This window comes from Fictibacillus marinisediminis, assembly GCF_023149135.1.
Classification (GTDB): Bacteria; Bacillota; Bacilli; order Bacillales; family Fictibacillaceae; genus Fictibacillus_C; species Fictibacillus_C marinisediminis.
Genome location: NZ_JAIWJX010000002.1, coordinates 737400 through 752419, shown reverse-complemented (window position 1 = coordinate 752419; position 15020 = coordinate 737400). Strand labels below are relative to the sequence as shown.

General features: G+C 41.9%; 18 protein-coding genes and 1 pseudogene. 3 read left to right on the top strand and 16 right to left on the bottom strand.

All coding sequences use genetic code 11. The features are described from left to right. Positions 1–11: 11 nt before the first annotated feature. Genes LCY76_RS04190 through LCY76_RS04180 form a run of 3 tightly spaced genes read right to left on the bottom strand, consistent with a single transcriptional unit; the run spans position 12 to position 1856 of the window. Complete coding sequence (locus tag LCY76_RS04190) at positions 12–590, bottom strand: DedA family protein (protein WP_248251569.1); 579 nt, start codon at positions 588–590, stop codon at positions 12–14. A gap of 1 nt (position 591) precedes the next feature. Next, the gene (locus LCY76_RS04185) at positions 592–1308 is read right to left on the bottom strand and encodes a polysaccharide deacetylase family protein (protein ID WP_248251568.1); all 717 of its coding nucleotides are present in this window, start codon (positions 1306–1308) and stop codon (positions 592–594) included. Then, the gene (locus LCY76_RS04180) at positions 1305–1856 is read right to left on the bottom strand and encodes a Chromate resistance protein ChrB (RefSeq protein ID WP_248251567.1); all 552 of its coding nucleotides are present in this window, start codon (positions 1854–1856) and stop codon (positions 1305–1307) included. Before LCY76_RS04180 ends, LCY76_RS04185 begins: the two co-directional genes overlap by 4 nt. A gap of 130 nt (positions 1857–1986) precedes the next feature. Here LCY76_RS04180 and LCY76_RS04175 point away from each other — a divergent pair, with 130 nt between their 5' ends. Further along, positions 1987–2379: a YkvA family protein gene (locus LCY76_RS04175; RefSeq protein ID WP_248251566.1), complete on the top strand. Its 393-nt coding sequence runs from the start codon at positions 1987–1989 to the stop codon at positions 2377–2379. 57 nt (positions 2380–2436) lie between these two features. Here LCY76_RS04175 and LCY76_RS04170 read toward each other — a convergent pair whose 3' ends face one another. The 4 genes from LCY76_RS04170 to LCY76_RS04155 form a co-directional block, all read right to left on the bottom strand. Beyond that, a complete protein-coding gene (locus LCY76_RS04170; RefSeq protein ID WP_419714921.1) occupies positions 2437–3804 on the bottom strand; it encodes a TrkH family potassium uptake protein in 1368 nt (455 codons plus the stop codon). 71 nt (positions 3805–3875) lie between these two features. After that, positions 3876–4760 carry a YitT family protein gene (locus LCY76_RS04165; protein ID WP_272885562.1) on the bottom strand — a complete coding sequence of 295 codons (885 nt, stop codon included), beginning with the start codon at positions 4758–4760 and terminating at the stop codon, positions 3876–3878. A gap of 129 nt (positions 4761–4889) precedes the next feature. Then, positions 4890–6155 (bottom strand): cation:dicarboxylate symporter family transporter, encoded by a 1266-nt coding sequence (locus LCY76_RS04160; RefSeq protein WP_248251564.1) that lies wholly within the window; start codon positions 6153–6155, stop codon positions 4890–4892. Between the two features lie 200 nt (positions 6156–6355). Beyond that, positions 6356–6592: a DUF2642 domain-containing protein gene (locus tag LCY76_RS04155; protein ID WP_062236811.1), complete on the bottom strand. Its 237-nt coding sequence runs from the start codon at positions 6590–6592 to the stop codon at positions 6356–6358. Between the two features lie 186 nt (positions 6593–6778). Between LCY76_RS04155 and LCY76_RS04150 the strand changes: the two genes are divergently transcribed. Further along, on the top strand, positions 6779–7102 hold the full coding sequence (locus LCY76_RS04150) for a hypothetical protein (RefSeq protein WP_248251563.1): 324 nt from the start codon (positions 6779–6781) through the stop codon (positions 7100–7102). A 78-nt stretch (positions 7103–7180) separates the two neighbouring features. Then, positions 7181–7774, top strand: coding sequence for a YitT family protein (locus LCY76_RS04145; protein WP_053355619.1), 594 nt, complete (start codon positions 7181–7183; stop codon positions 7772–7774). A gap of 49 nt (positions 7775–7823) precedes the next feature. Here LCY76_RS04145 and LCY76_RS04140 read toward each other — a convergent pair whose 3' ends face one another. The 9 genes and pseudogenes from LCY76_RS04140 to LCY76_RS04105 all read right to left on the bottom strand — a co-directional run bounded on the left by LCY76_RS04140 (position 7824) and on the right by LCY76_RS04105 (position 14819). After that, entirely contained in the window at positions 7824–9167 is a 1344-nt protein-coding gene (locus LCY76_RS04140) for a hemolysin family protein (protein ID WP_248251562.1), read from the bottom strand. 83 nt (positions 9168–9250) lie between these two features. After that, complete coding sequence (locus LCY76_RS04135; RefSeq protein ID WP_053355621.1) at positions 9251–9469, bottom strand: hypothetical protein; 219 nt, start codon at positions 9467–9469, stop codon at positions 9251–9253. Positions 9470–9475: 6 nt separating this feature from the next. After that, positions 9476–9658 (bottom strand): annotated as a pseudogene (locus LCY76_RS24110) (MerR family transcriptional regulator); the annotation flags it as partial. Positions 9659–9745: 87 nt separating this feature from the next. After that, positions 9746–10129, bottom strand: a complete 384-nt coding sequence (locus LCY76_RS04130) for a YidH family protein (RefSeq protein ID WP_248251561.1) — start codon at positions 10127–10129, stop codon at positions 9746–9748. A 72-nt stretch (positions 10130–10201) separates the two neighbouring features. Next, on the bottom strand, positions 10202–11947 hold the full coding sequence (locus tag LCY76_RS04125) for a phospho-sugar mutase (protein WP_248251560.1): 1746 nt from the start codon (positions 11945–11947) through the stop codon (positions 10202–10204). 48 nt (positions 11948–11995) lie between these two features. Next, positions 11996–12226 (bottom strand): hypothetical protein, encoded by a 231-nt coding sequence (locus tag LCY76_RS04120; protein ID WP_248251559.1) that lies wholly within the window; start codon positions 12224–12226, stop codon positions 11996–11998. Then, positions 12192–13745: a bifunctional GNAT family N-acetyltransferase/carbon-nitrogen hydrolase family protein gene (locus LCY76_RS04115; RefSeq protein WP_248251558.1), complete on the bottom strand. Its 1554-nt coding sequence runs from the start codon at positions 13743–13745 to the stop codon at positions 12192–12194. Before LCY76_RS04115 ends, LCY76_RS04120 begins: the two co-directional genes overlap by 35 nt. Positions 13746–13773: 28 nt before the next feature. Further along, positions 13774–14166 carry a VOC family protein gene (locus tag LCY76_RS04110; protein WP_248254583.1) on the bottom strand — a complete coding sequence of 131 codons (393 nt, stop codon included), beginning with the start codon at positions 14164–14166 and terminating at the stop codon, positions 13774–13776. A gap of 2 nt (positions 14167–14168) precedes the next feature. Continuing rightward, positions 14169–14819 (bottom strand): HAD family hydrolase, encoded by a 651-nt coding sequence (locus tag LCY76_RS04105; RefSeq protein WP_091007022.1) that lies wholly within the window; start codon positions 14817–14819, stop codon positions 14169–14171. Between the last annotated feature and the right edge of the window lie 201 nt (positions 14820–15020).

Genomic DNA, 15020 nt, shown 5'->3' with positions numbered 1-15020 from the left:
CTACAAACCTTCTAAATCCTGTTTGCAAATCTCTTTCTAAATACTGTTAACAAAAATAAGAGCAAAGCCGCTGCAGCAATCCATGGCAGGTACTTCAATTTAATCTGATCACCAAAAAAATAGCCTATGCTGACAAAGGTCGTTGTCCATAATGCACTCCCAATGAGCGAAAGCAGGACGTAACGATAAAAGGAGTATCGGCTGATTCCCGCAATATAAGGAGCAAGCTGGCGTAGTCCAGGCAGATAGAAACCAAATAAAACAGTCGTCTGCGCATGCCGATGAAACCGTCCCTCGACCACTTTCCATCGATCCGGTGTTATTTTTATATATTTTCCGTACCGTTCAATAAAAGGCAGACCGAGCTTTCTGCCGATCCAGTAGGAAACGAGCATCCCTGCAAACGTTCCGAAAAAAGCATAAAGAAGACTGGTCCCAAATGCAAAATGGCCTTTTGCGACGAGGACTCCAATCAGAAACATAAACGATTCTTCAGGGGCAGGAATACCTACGATTCCACAAAACAAAACGATAAGAATAATCCAATGCCCGTAACTTTGCAAATAAGATATGACGCTGTCTAGACTCATATTAACCTCGTTCATTGTTTTTCTTAAGTTCTTCAAGTGACACAAACCGGTACCCCTTTTGCTGCGCAAACTCCAGAAATTCACGCAGAGCTTCAAGCATAACCGCCGGTGCCTCATTATCCGCTCCCGGATTGTCTCCGCTATCATGAAGCAGATAGATCCGTCCCCCGCCAAGATCTTTTTTCAGCCGTTCTGCCAATTTTTCTTTTCCCTGTGCTGCTTTCCAGTCTTCATTAATCGATGACCACATAATGGTCTTATACGCCCTTGAAGCAGAAAGTGAAAAAAGATTAAAACGGCCCCAGGGCGGGCGATAATACATCGGGGCATTCCCTGTAATTTTTTTTATCGATTGAGCACAGCCTGATATTTCTTCACGCAGGCGATGCGGAAGTAAAAACCAGCTGTTTGAATGGGTCTGATGGTGAATTCCAACAGCATGTCCTTCTTTACTCATTCGCTCTACCAGATGAGGATACCTTTGTGCCCGCTCTCCTACGACAAAAAAAGCGGCTGATGCATGGTATGACCGCAGAAGATCAAGCAGCTTCTCAGTGTAGACGGGGTGCGGTCCATCATCAAAAGTCAGTGCAATCCTGAAATTCTTATCTCCGTACTTCATAATACGAAACGAGAACGTCCTGATCAAAACAGTTGGCAAGATGCCATAACACAGGAAAAGCAGCAATAAGAGAGAAACAATTAATACAATCATCATTCCCCGTGATAAGCTCCCTCAAGCTCATAGACTGCTTCTGAAAAAGAATACAGCTTTTCTTCACATCTCTTCAGGCATTCTTTAGAATGGAGGGAAAGCTCATGTTTGAAATAATCTCTCTTCATGATCTTTCTGTACCACCTTTTCAAGCGCATGAGTTCCATTTCATTTTCTTCGATGTCGCCAAATTGATCCTGGCCTGTTTGGATTTCGTCTTTGATACTTTGCAAGAAGCGGCTGCAGCTTTCAAGCAGTTCCTCATACTCCATAGCTCTCTGCGCATTAAACAATTGGATGAGTTCTTGCTGTGAGTAATGAGAGAACTGTACGATTTCAACCATAAAAGACTCTCCGTGGTGCTCACCAATCAACGTTCTTAATCTAGCCAGCTTATTTTCAATATCGGGTGTTTTGGGCACCAGACATACTGACTGCTGGATATACAGCACACCAAGTGCTTTTAGATTCCTCCAGATCCTTACTCTCAGGGTAGAAGGCTCTGCAGGAACTTTATATGAAAACAAATACCATGTCCTGTTTTCTTCCATAGGGTTCACACCTTATATTATTTAGATAGCATGTTGCCATAATAACATAAATAACAATTGTTGCAACAATAATCGCAACAGATGTTTCAATTATGAAAAACTTTTGATATTCCCATCTTTCAAAAAGAAGGTGAAAGAATTGAAATTATTCATTGTTAAATGGAAACAAATTGCGAAATCATTCAAAAAGAATATCGCTGTATTGTATTTTGCCTATCGGAATCCAAAGACTCCTTTGCCGGCTCGCATAGTGATGCTTATTGTCATTGCTTATGCTTTCAGTCCCATAGATCTAATACCTGACTTTATTCCTGTAGTCGGTTACCTGGATGATTTAATTCTTCTTCCAATTGGAATATGGTTTGCAATCCGGCTGCTTCCAGCTGAGGTCCTTATGGATAGCCAAGAAAAAGCAGCCAACTTTGATCATACCGGCAAGCCTTCCTATTGGATTTCCGGAGTGTTAGTCATCATAATATGGATTGCACTGGCATGGTGGCTCTTCTACAAAGTTATTCATTAACTTAAAAAAATAAAAAGAGGAGGACTCTTATTAGTCTTCCTCTTTTCTATTTGATTTTTACTGACCGATGATTATTTTTTCTTTTGGGTAATGAAAATGCTCCACAACCGTCTTTCCGCGGATAATGAATAGGAAGGAAAGAACGCCGATCCTTCCGATAAACATGAGCACCATAAGGATTATCTTTCCACCCGTACTCAAGTCAGGTGTAATTCCTAAACTTAGACCTGTCGTCCCAAATGCCGAACATACTTCAAACACAATTTTTTCGATAGGCAGAGGATCGGTTACTGCCAAAAGCAGTGAGGCCGCACTGCAAATCAGAAATGCCACAATTAAAACGATAAAAGACTTCTGAACGTCTTCCGTCATCACTTCTCGGCCAAAAACTTTTATTGAATTCCGGCCTTTTGCATAGAACCATATAGCAAGAAAAGCTACGGCAACGGTAGTTGTCCTGACCCCGCCCCCTACACTGCTCGGCGAAGCGCCGATAAACATCATTGCGCTCAGAAATAGATTCGTGGGTGTTGAAAAATGATTCATATCCATTGTCGAGAGCCCGCCGCTCCTCGTTGTCACCGACTGGAACAGAGAATAGAATAACGTTTCATGCCATGTCTTATCGGCAAGAAAATGTCCTGCTTCAAACACATAGATACCCACCGTCCCCATTACGACAAGGATAAAAAAAGTAATCGTCGTAATTTTAGTAAACAGCGTAAAGTTATAGCGTTCCTTGTATTTCCGTTCAGCTATAAAATTCTTTACTTCGATCAGCACTGGAAAGCCTATAGCACCAGCTGTAATTAAAATCATGGTCAGCAGCTGAATGAAATAATCATCCTTAAATGGAATTAAGGACTGGCCCGTAAGATCAAAGCCCGCATTGGTCGTTGCGGTAATCGATGAAAAGAAACCATGGTATAACGCTTCTTTCCAGGATGGATAGTACTTTAAAAACAGAAAAGTAAAAAGAACCATACCAACGAACTCAATAATCATAATTAAGCCAAGGATTTGTCGCATGAGATTTACAAGTCCGGACAGTGTGGACTGGTTTTGATCGGTCATGATTAATTGCCGCTCTCTCATCCCGATTTTCTTTCCAAGCAATATCCACACCGCTGTTCCCATCGTCATCACGCCGACACCGCCGATTTGTACGATCATCGCCAAGGCAATGACACCGCCAGAGTTGAAGGTCTCATGTATGGTTACAACCGAAAGGCCGGTGACACTCACCGCACTGACCGCCGTAAACAGAGCATCAACAAACGTCACCGAGACGCCAGGATTGTGAAATGCAGGCAAACTTAATACACCTGTCGCAATGATGACAGTAATAAGATAAAAAAGAACGATGATCTGAACTGAGGTTAAAAAAAATCCTCTTTTGGTTTTATCCTGTTTTACTCCAAGCACTATTTTCACAACCCTGTCTAATCATATATCATGTTTAAATGATACCCTATTCCAATCCTTGGACAACAGTATCAGTGAATATTTTTCTTTTTGAATCTGCCGCCCTTTACATCATGAATATTTCCAACCGCTAAGAAGGCCGTCGGATCAATATCATTGACGATATTTTTCAGTTTCGCTTCTTCCAGCCTGGTGATTACGGTAAAAATAACTTTTTTATCGTCTCTGGAGTAAGCGCCTTCCCCATTCAGATAAGTTACACCACGGCCAAGTCTGGCAAGAAGGGCTTCGCCTATCCTCATATGTTCGTCACTGATGATCCATACAGATTTAGACTGATCAAATCCATCAATGGTAACATCTATGACCTTAAAAGCGATATAGTAGGCGATCAAGGAATACATAGCACGGTCCCATCCAAATACAAACCCTGCGCTTGCAAGAATGAAGATGTTAAAGAACATCACTACTTCACCAACAGAAAAAGGTGTTTTAGTATTGAATAAAATGGCTAAAATTTCTGTTCCATCAAGAGATCCTCCATAACGGATGACCATACCGACGCCCACCCCTAAAATAACACCGCCGAATACTGCAGCCAATAAAGGATCATCGGTTAAAACGGGTACAGGATGAAGAAAGGATGTTCCAATAGACATGATAATGACACCGAATAATGTAGAAATGGCGAAGGTTTTTCCGATTTGCTTGTAACCGAGGAAAAAGAATGGGATGTTTAACACGACAAGAAACAAGCCAAGATTCAGCTTTGTTAAATGAGACAAAATAATGGAGATCCCGACGATTCCCCCATCAATGATCTGATTGGGAACGAGGAAAATTTCAAGGCCTGTAGCTACGAGCAATGCCCCCAGGGTTATAAAAATTACCCTTTTTAAAAGATTGGTCTTTGTAATTTTCTTATGAGCCGTTTGTTGTTGTTGTAGTGATTCCAACAGCACTCCCCCTCTAGTAATAAGTTTCTCTTATGGTATATTTCAATTATAGCAGTTTTTTATTGATACTTTAAGCAATAAGCCTTATTAAATGAAAAAAGAAGCTCCTGCTTTTGCAGGAGCTTCTTTTTATGATGCTTGTTTAACTTCATTGATATACGCTTCAGCTTTTTGATTATCAAATTGGCCTTCCCACTTGGACATGATGATCGCAGCGAGAGAGTTACCAACTACGTTAACAGCGGTTCTTGCCATATCAAGGATACGGTCGATACCAGCAATAAACGCTAAACCTTCTACCGGGATGCCAACTGTTCCCAATGTAGCAAGGAGGACGACGAACGATACTCCAGGAACACCTGCGATTCCTTTAGATGTTACCATCAGCACGAGAAGCAGTGTGATCTGAGAGGAGATCGGCATGTCGATCCCGTACATTTGAGCGATAAACAATGCCGCGATAGCCTGATAAAGAGTTGAACCATCTAAGTTAAAGGAATACCCTGTTGGGATAACAAAGCTCGCGATGGCTTTCGGGCAGCCCATCTTCTCCATCTTCTCCATTAATTTCGGAAGAACCGTTTCTGAGCTGGATGTTGAATACGCAAGGATCAATTCATCTTTTAATATTCTGAAAATATTAAAGATATTAACACCCGCAATTTTTGCAACGAGCCCGAGTACCACTATAACAAAGAACGCCATAGTCAAGTACACAAGAATAACAAGCTTGCTTAATGGGATCAAGGATGTAACGCCAAACTTGGATACCGTAACACCAATCAGTGCAAAAACCCCGAATGGAGCAAACTTCATGATCTGGTTGGTCACGTAAAACATCGCTTCTGCTGTACCTTGGAAAAATCTCAGAACCGGCTGACCTTTTTCACCAATGGCTGCCACACCAAGTCCGAACATTACCGAGAAGAAAATAATAGCAAGCATATCACCGTGCACGAGAGATTCAAACACGTTTTGAGGTACGATATTAACGAATGTATCCGCAAATCCATGTTCACCAGCTGTTTTAGCTGTATCTACATAACTCCCGATATCTGTTTTGCTCAAATGTTTCATATCTACGCCTGCACCAGGCTTAAAGATATTTGCTACCAACAACCCAACAGCGATGGCAATCGTTGTAATGATCTCAAAATAAAGAATAGTTTTTCCGCCGAGTTTACCCAGCTTTTTCATATCACCTACACCGGCAACGCCGACAATAAGGCTGGAAACTACAATCGGAATGACAATCATCTTAATGAGCCTGATAAAGATATCTCCAATTGGCTGCAAATACTTTTCAATTCCAGGGTTGCCGTAAAAAATAGCTCCGACCGCGATACCCAGAATCAAACCGATAAGAATCTGCCATGCTAGTCCAATTCTTTTCATAATGTATATCACCTCTTGTTGTTTTGTAATCGTTAACACAATAATCCCATTGTATATTCTTTATAAAATGTTTGTCAAAGTTAATAATTGCTAACTAGATATATTTCTTTGATAAACAAAGCAACAACACGGTTTTAAACGTCAGAAAAAATAAAAAACATCCCTGAAAAAGGGGATGTTTTTTAACTGTCGAAACCCAGTTAGATCGGGAAAATCGCTACAATCTCGCATATACGGATAACAACGCGGAATGTACAATTGTTTCTTCTTACACGCAGTACGATGACATCCCGGCCAACTGCAACCAATCTTCCGCGGAATGTCTGGTTTACGGTATCTACTTGTACACGTTCGTTAATTAGCGCAATTGCTTCTCTTCTAAACGTATCTCCCCGGCGGCGGCCAAAACCGTCTCCGCCATCAAAACCAAAACCCATGACTTACTCTCCTTTCATCACCGATTTTATTACCAACCGATGGTACTAATAGTAAATGCAGGAGAAGGTACTTTGGTGTGGACAAACATCACGGGCAACCGCTGATATTTATCGATTAAACAGTTGTTTAAATTTTTCATGCTGCGGGAAAAATGAATAGATAAACCTGTAGAAGGGATGAGTTCAATGAGACAAGCTGAGTCATTTGATGACATACTTGAATTCTCCAAGACGTATACGTCACAAGGTACAATGTATCTCAGCCAAAAGGAAACATCACCAGGAGGAATTTTGTTCAGTGATGAAGATTCAGGAAAACAGCCATTGGAACTTGAGATCAAACTTCTTTTAAATACGAAAGATGACTCCATTTATTTTTTCAAACGATATATGGAAGAAGAGGAAGAGGAATTTGAACAAACGATGAATCAATTGGAAGAACTAAAAAATCAATTTAGTATAAAAACGGTAAACTCTAGTGAGTTCGATTCCATTTTATCCAAAAAATAACACTTAGTCAGTCTTTCTGCAGTAATTGATCCCTGTCCCGCTTCATAAAGTAGGAAAAAGAGGGACAGGAGGCAAATGATGCTTGCAAAGATGACGGCCGTTTTCATCGGCAGTTTTTTAATGGGAATCGGTATTAATGTGTTTATCCTGCCCTTTCATTTATTAGATGGCGGCATGATTGGTATCGGCCTGCTGTTGAAGTATGTTTGGGGGTTTAAGGTAGGCATGACCATTATTCTTCTGAGCATACCGATTTATTTTCTGGTCTGGAAATTTGACCGCAGCTCTTTTATCAACAGTATTCACGGAATGCTCATTTCTTCTTTTGTTATTGATCTGCTCCTGCCTCTCAAGGGATTTATTCATCTTCCAGTTATGGAAAGCGCCATCACCGGCGGCTTACTGATTGGCACGGGTATCGGCATTATGCTCAGATACGAAACAAGTACAGGCGGGACGGATCTTCTCGCACTTTTTATTTCTAAACGTTCTTCTCTCAACGTAGGAGTCATCATCTTCATTATTGATGCAGCCGTTATTTTGTCAGGGTTATATTTTATGGGCGAGGGCATGTTTTTCTACTCTCTCATCACCATCTTATCTGTGGCATTTGCTACAAGTACACTTACACTTATCCATTCCATTTCCATATTTTTAAATCCCAAACCATAAAAAAGTGCCCGCCATCTTACTTAGACAGCGGGCACTTCATATGAATGTGTTACTCTAAATCGGTAACTAATTCAGGGGCTTTTACTGATCCCTCTATATCCTTTGAGATTTCTATTTTACTAACCTCAATGCGTTTGATCTGGTGGCCGTCAATTTCCACTACTTTGAAGATCAAGCCTTCATACTCAATCTCATCCCCTTCAACAATATCGGAGTTTTGAGAAAGCATCCAGCCTCCGATCGTATCGAGATCGGAATCATCAATATCAAGGCCATACAAATCATTCACTTCAGAAATCAGAACTTTCCCATCAAGCACGGTAACTCTGGGGGTCACTTTTAAAATCATCGGGGTTTCATCTGTATCGAATTCGTCCCTGATCTCCCCGACGATCTCTTCAAGTATATCTTCAACTGTAAGCAGACCGGCAGTTCCCCCATATTCATCCATTAGGACGGCCATGTGAACCTGCTGTTTCTGAAGCTTCACTAAGGTTTCCTGAATAGGTATGGTTTCAATCACGGTTAAAATTGGACGCAAGTAACTCTCCAATGATTTTTCCACACCCGACATCAGGTCATAGAATATTTCTTTTACGTTTACCATGCCAACCACATGGTCTTTATCCTCATCAACGACTGGATAACGTGTATATTTTTCACTCGTAATGATGGAAAGGTTTTCTTCAATTGACTTATTAATATATAAACAAACGATTTCCGTACGCGGTACCATAATTTCTTTAGCGATACGGTCATCAAATTCAAAGACTTTATTCACATAGCTATACTCTGACTGATTAATTTCTCCGCTCTTGTAACTCTCTGAAAGAATCAGCCGAAGCTCTTCTTCAGAGTGGGCCATTTCATGCTCCGAAACGGCAGACAGGCCAAACATTTTTGTTAAAAGCCGGGCACTTCCGTTTAGCACCCAGATGACTGGATACAGGACTCTGTAGAACAAGATCAGCGGTCCTGACAGCATCAGGCTGATCTCCTCTGCTTTTTGAATGGCAAAGGTTTTAGGTGCAAGCTCACCAAGTACAACATGGAGAAAAGTAATAATGGCAAAAGCAAGAATTAAAGTGACCGTTTTAGTAAGCGCAGGACTCAAGCTCATCTGTTCAAAAACCGGCTGAAGCAAGTGATGGAGAGTACCCTCCCCAAGCCAACCAAGCCCTAAAGCGGTGATTGTAATCCCCAGCTGACAGGCTGAAAGGTAACCGTCCAGGTTTAACAGCACTTTTCGCACTGCAATGGCTTTTTTGTTTCCTTCCTCAACGAGCTGGTCAATTCTTGTGCGGCGGATCTTTACGATCGCAAATTCAGCAGCCACAAAAAAAGCGGTTAATACAATCAGTAATGCTACTACGAATAACTTAAATATGTCCAAATAGACTCTTTATTCTCTCGTATAATTGGAGAGATAAAGATGTCACCTCCTGATTTATTTTACTGGATACTTTCGGCGTTCCCTTAAATAAGCGGCGTTTCTCCAATAATCAATAAAAGGCTGTGAAGTAAAGTTGCGCGTTCGGCAGGCATATGTTTAACAGCAAGTTTTAATTGCTCCTTGTTTAGCTGTTGAAGAAGAGGCTTTAAATCCTGAACATCTTTTTCAAGTGTGTTGAGCTGCATATCGACTTTTTGCATCGTTTCTGCATACTGCCCCGCATTTTCATTGAATGATGCCATTTTTTCTTTAATCTTCTCTAATGGCAGATGCTGCTTCTTATAATAATTGATCCACGTAAGCCGCTGTAGGGCTTCTTCACTGTAAAACCGATAATTGGATTGGGAACGTTCAGCCTTTAACAGGCCTAGTTTTGTATAATAATCAATGGTTCTTTTTGAAACGCCTGCTAATTCTGCTAGTTCGCTGATACGATACTTCCCAAATCAATCACCCCAATGCATAGATAATAAGTAATTTTACAGAATTGGAACCATACAGTCAAACGTTTCAGTTACTTATAGAATATTCTGCATCAGAAAATAACTTGCCATCAGAATACTCATAACAATAACAAGGGAAATTGAAACCACAAAAACCATTCGAATCGGTGACTGGAACGTTTGATCATTGATTCGTTTTCGTTTATTGAAATAATCCACAGTCGCAAAGATAATGGTAGCCATTCCGAGCAAAAAAGCAATAAACCCAACAGCTGCCACCACCTGATCCTCGATCCGAAAAACTTTGATCTCCATTGTAAAGTGAAGATTTAAGAATACAAACCCTATGCCAGCCATAGCGATGGCCGTCCGAATCCAAGCGAGATATGTCCGCTCATTGGCCAGATGCTGCTGGATGTACTTTGAATCAATCGTTGCTTTCCTGTCTTGTTTATCCATATGAAATCTCCCTGTTATTGTTCCTGATCTGAAAAAAGCAGTTCCGGATCCCGGGACTGCTTTTTACTATTTTTACTGAGCTGCTGCAACAAGCTGATGGACGTGATTCATTACGTCAGTCTTCAGCTCACGCAGCAAGGTTTCACTGCTGCTGAAGGAGTCTGATTTGACGGCAAAGTAAAACTTGATCTTCGGTTCTGTCCCTGAAGGCCGCAAACAGAACCATGAACCGTCACGCAAAACATATTTTAAGACGTTGGATGCTGGCAGGTGAATGCTGCTTTCCTCTTTAGATGCCAGCTTGGTTCTCGTCCCTGTGCTGTAATCCTCTACAAACAAAATCTCTTTACCCGCCATTTCCACTGGGGGACTGGCTCTGAACGAGTCTAATATATGATGGATCTGTTCGGCTCCTGCCTTGCCTTTTAGCGTTAATGATTCAAGGCCTTCTAAGTGATATCCATAAGTTTCAAATACATCCAAGAGGCCCTCATACATGGTTTTCCCTTGTTTCTTATAGAAAGCTGCAACTTCAGCAGCAAGGAGGCAGGCCTGTACAGCGTCCTTGTCGCGCACAAAATCTCCTATTAAATACCCGTAGCTTTCTTCATATCCAAACAGGAAAGTATGCTCTCCTGTCTTCTCATATTCTTTAATCTTCTCACCGATGAATTTAAATCCGGTGAGTGTATCGATGGTTTTCAGGCCAAATGAGCTCGTGATTTCTCTTCCCAGCTCTGACGTTACGATGGTTTTAAGCACAACCCCTTTAGGGCAGAGCGTTTCCTGGGCCTGTTTCTGTGAAAGAAGGTAATGAAGCATGAGTGCACCTGTCTGATTGCCAGTAAGAACAACATACTCGCCTTCCAGGTTTTTAACCGCTACACCAACACGATCTGCGTCAGGGTCGGTAGCAAGCAGGATGTCTGCATCTTTTTCTATTCCATATTCAATAGCAAGCTCAAATGCTGCATGCTCCTCAGGGTTAGGTGATTTAACAGTAGAAAAATCCGGATCTGGCTGTTCCTGCTCCTTTACAACAGTAACATTTTTAAAGCCGATGGCATCAAGTCCGTTCCTTACGGGATGATTGGCAGTCCCATGAAGAGGTGTAAATACAATGCTCAAATCCTGCATCTCATGGACGAGATCCGGATTTACGGTAATTCTTTTTAATTGCTCAAGATAAGCCTCATCAATTTCTTCTCCGACCATTTGGATGAGCCCCTCCGCTTTTAACTGCACTTCAGGCACAACAGAGATAGCCAGTTCATTTTTGATTTCTTCAACTTTTTCTGTTAAGAGATCCGCTTCATTCGGTGGGAGCTGTCCTCCATCTGCTCCATATACTTTGTATCCGTTATACTCAGGAGGATTGTGGCTGGCTGTAATGACGATTCCGCTGAACGCCTTTAAATAACGGACAGCAAAAGAAAGCACAGGTGTTGGTCTCAAGCTTTCAAATACATAGGTTAGAATTCCTTTTGATGCTAATGTACTTGCAGCCTCCATCGCAAATTCAGGTGATTTATGCCTTGAGTCATAGGCGATGACCACACCCCTCGCCTTTGCTTTCTCCCCTTGTGATTCAATAAAACTTGCAAGGCCTGCTGACGCCTTGCGGATTGTATATGTATTCATACGGTTCGTACCAGGGCCGATTTCGCCTCTCATACCTCCGGTGCCAAATTCGAGGTTCTTATAAAAGGAATCCTCAAGGCCGGTTTCCGTTTCTTTTAATTTCTCGAGCTGAAGCTGAAGCTCTTCGTGAAGATTCGGTTCATTCAGCCATTTTTCATATGCAGTCTTCCAGTTCATTACGGAATCTCCTCCTTTTAGGTGCGGGTCTACTCCCTCTATAATTCTTTACCGTACATGTTTTCCCTTCTCATTTGGGAAATTCTCATTAGCATTTTTATTATAACGCAGTGCTAAAGCCACGAAAACTGCTTTCGACACGCCGTTATCTTTTTTCCTTATGATCTGATGTCCTGCGACAATATTTCCCGGTAAATAAAATTTTATAAGCAAAAACGACAGGGAATTTCCTGCCGCTTTATTTTCAATCTTTACTTTTACTCTTTTGAACCACTTCATAAAGATCCAGTCTCCGGTTACGAAGCTGAGTGACGTTTCCTGTCTTGCGCTGTCTGCGCAAGATCTCAAGGTCAACGTCCCCGACCACCACTGTTTCGATGTTCGGATGGCACTCACCAACAATTCCGTCCCGAGGAAAAGCGAAATCAGAAGGCGTAAAGATTCCAGACTGTGCATACTGGATATCCATATTCTCAACTTGGGAAAGGTTGCCGACCGTTCCTGCTATGACAGTGTAGATCTCATTTTCAACTGCTCTTGCCTGTGAGCAGTATCTTACCCGGACATACCCCTGTCTGTCTTCTGTACAGAACGGCGTGAAGATAATGTTAGCTCCCATGTCTGTAACAATTCGGGACAGCTCAGGGAACTCGATATCATAACAGATCAGAATGGAGATCTTACCGCAATCTGTATCAAATACTTGTACCTTGTCCCCAGGTGTAATCCCCCACCATTTTCTTTCATTCGGCGTAATGTGGATCTTGTACTGCTTCTCGATTGTCCCGTCTCTGCGGAATAAGTACGCCACATTATAGATGTTTCCATCCTCTTCAACGAAGTGGGAGCCGCCGATAATATTAACGTTATAACGGACAGCGAGATTAGTGAAGAGCTCAATGTAATCCTCTGTAAACTCTGTTAACCGCCTGATGGCTTGGCTCGGGCTTTTTTCTTCACAAAATGATAAAAGCTGTGTTGTCAGGAGTTCAGGAAAGACCGCAAAGTCAGAGCCCTGATCGGCTGCAACATCTGTATAATATTCTACTTGTGTAGCAAAGTCTTCAAACGATCCGATGGTTTTCATCATGTACTGAATGGCCGTGATACGGATCGGTTCACTCGTTTTAAAATGCCTTCTCGTATTATGCGGATGGTAATCAACGTTATTCCATTCCATTAAAGTCGCATACTCTTTAGACTGTTTATCATCCGGAAGATAATGGCGGTTGATCCTCATGACAGTAAAACCATTCATCAGCTGGAACGTCAGTACCGGATCGTAGATATTGTGGTGAGTCACTTCTTTCACATAATCTCTCGGCGTCATTTCACTCGAATGTTTGTAATAGTTAGGTATACGTCCACCAAGGATAATACTTTTCAGGTTCCACTCTTCAGCCAGTTCTTTTCTCGCTTCATAAAGACGCTTTCCGATCTTCATCCTCCGGTATTCCGGATGGACCATAACTTCTATGCCGTATAGGTTATAGCCATTGGGATTATGGTTGGAAATGTAACCCTCATCAGTGATCTCGTCCCAAGTATGCTGGTCATCATATTCATCAAAGTTAACGATCAGACTTGAACAGCTGCCAATGATTTTCCCCTCGTATGTAACTACAAACTGGCCTTCAGGAAAAATGTCCAGATGGCTTTCAAGCTGCTCGCGCTTCCACGGCTCCATGTGATCTGGGAAACAAGTTTTCTGCAATTCAAGTATTTCATCTATATCATTGTATTGTATATTCCTAAGCTCAATCTTCTTTTCAAATTTGGAAACATCAACTTCGCTCAATGGATTCACTCCTATCCTTTTTCATGCATCAGATCCAATTGTTCATTCTCTCAGCCAAAGAGCCTGTGTTGAGCTCCAGCTGTATGCCATCAGGATCCAAAAAATTAACGCAGCGTCCTCCGCCTCGTTCTATGGGACCTCTGATGATCTTTACTTCGTTAGCTATAAGGATTTCAACTGCTTGATCAAAATCTGCTTCAAGTACAGAGAAAGCCGCATGGTCTATACCTGCTGATACCTTATCCGTTTTCTTAGCTTCTCCCCGTTCCAGTAAACAAATCCACACTGGCCCCCATTCGAGATATGCGTCAGTCCGCCCTCTGTGAACAAGCTCAGCTTTTAATATATTTTGATAAAAAATCAGCGATCGGCTTAAATCTCCAACAGCAAGAGTTAGGTGATTGACCCCCTGGATTTTGATCATCAGAATCTGTTCATCAGTTCCTTCAACTGTACTTCTGCCAATGATTCCATCTGGTGATCTACATCACCAAATACAAGTCCCTTTGTGACTTCATTTGGAATGACCACGCAATAAAGCCCTGCTGCCTTTGCTGCTCTCGCTCCATTTGCCGAATCCTCAAACGCGATCGCTTCATTGGGTTTAACCCCAAGGCATTTTACGGCTTCCAAATACAGTGCCGGATCTGGTTTTACATGTTCGACATCATCTGCTGTTTTAAGGCAGTCAAAATAGGAAAGCAAATTTAATTTTTCCAGGTGCCCCGTTACCCACTGACGTGAGGAACTGGTTGCCAATGCTATTTTCAGACCGAGTTCTTTAGCAGCTTCAAGATAGTCTTCCACTCCCGGCAATGGTTTTTCACCCTCGAGCATGGATAGTACTCGCTCATGATGCTTGGCACGCAAGCCCTTTCTATCGACCTTCTTGTTGATCTGTTCTTCAAGGTATTCAAAGGGATCCAGAAAATCTTTTGTTCCGATGCATTGCTGCCATAACTCTAAGGGCATATTGCAGGAATGCTCAGTAAAAATTTCTTGAATGGCATTATAAACACTCGTCTCCGAATCTAAGATAAGCCCGTCAAAGTCAAAGACTACAGCTTTTATCATTTGCTCCCATCCTCCCTTTACATATCTTTATTTTCTTATCCCTGCCCCAAAAGTGCAAGGGAGAAGCCTTTTTTAGAAAAGCACAAGTGCCCAGCTAAAGTCCGACAAGCGCTGGAGCTCTTACCCAGCAACACGCTTTTTGTGTTGAGGAGTATGAGTGAAGCGACCAATGACGAATTGTGATTTTCAATTCGTCCTCCG